Source organism: Shewanella sp. SW24, from assembly GCF_025653395.1.
GTDB classification, from domain to species: Bacteria; Pseudomonadota; Gammaproteobacteria; order Enterobacterales; family Shewanellaceae; genus Shewanella; species Shewanella oncorhynchi.
Map to the genome: position 1 here is coordinate 1 of NZ_JAKKSH010000067.1, position 1,074 is coordinate 1,074.

1 protein-coding gene is annotated in these 1,074 nt (G+C 49.6%); it reads left to right on the plus strand.

All coding sequences use genetic code 11. The features are described from left to right. On the plus strand, positions 1–1,061 hold a 1,061-nt coding region (locus L5M17_RS22865; RefSeq protein ID WP_263149286.1), incomplete at its 5' end, for an IS4-like element IS10A family transposase. Positions 1,062–1,074: the final 13 nt, after the last annotated feature.

Genomic DNA, 1,074 nt, shown 5'->3' on the forward strand with positions numbered 1-1,074 from the left:
CCACGGCCCGAACCAAGCACAACATCAAGCGCATTGATCGTTTGCTCGGCAACACGCATCTGCATCAAGAACGGTTAGCTGTCTACCAATGGCATGCCAGCCTCATCTGTTCTGGTAACCCTATGCCGATTGTGCTCGTCGATTGGTCAGACATCCGAGAGCATAAACGCATCATGGCTCTGCGCGCCTCAATAGCCTTCAATGGCCGCTCTATTACCCTGTATGAGAAGTCCTATCCCCTATCAGAACAATGCTCTAAGGCCTCCCACAACGGTTTTTTAGCGGACTTAGCCAAGATTTTACCTTTGCATGTTACCCCTCTCATCGTGACTGACGCGGGGTTCAAAGTGCCTTGGTACAAAGAGGTTGAGGCGCATGGTTGGTTTTGGCTAAGCCGTATTCGCGGTACAGTTCAATTTGCAGATATTGGCGCTGAAAATTGGCGTGCAGTTCGCAGTACACATGACTTGGCCAACGGTCAAGCGAAGAGCCTGGGTTGTAAGACCTTGACCAAAACTAACCCTATCAATTGCCATCTCACGCTTTATCGTAGCAAACCTAAGGGGCGTACAAATCAGCGTTCAACGAGGACTAATTGCCACCATCCATCGGCAAAAACGTACTCAACATCGGCGAAAGAGCCTTGGGTGTTAGCCAGCAATTTACCACCAGAATCTCGGAGCCCAAAGCAGCTGGTAAACCTGTACGCCAAACGTATGCAAATAGAGGAAACCTTTCGTGACCTCAAAAGCCCGGCATACGGCTTTGGCTTACGCCAAAGTCGTACCAACAGTCCAGAGCGATTCGACATCATCCTACTGATAGCGTTGATGGTTCAATGCCTGTTGTGGCTAGTTGGTTTACACGCACAGCAACAGGGCTGGGATAAGCATTTTCAGGCCAATACCATTGGGCATCGAACGGTACTCTCAACGATTCGCTTGGGATTGGAGGTACTCAGGCGGCCTGATTATCAAATCACGGAGAAAGAATTGCTGGCGGCCTGGGTATTATTCGCCAATCAGTTGCTCAAATATGGCTATGCTATGGCTGATTTATGAGGGGATCCTTCAG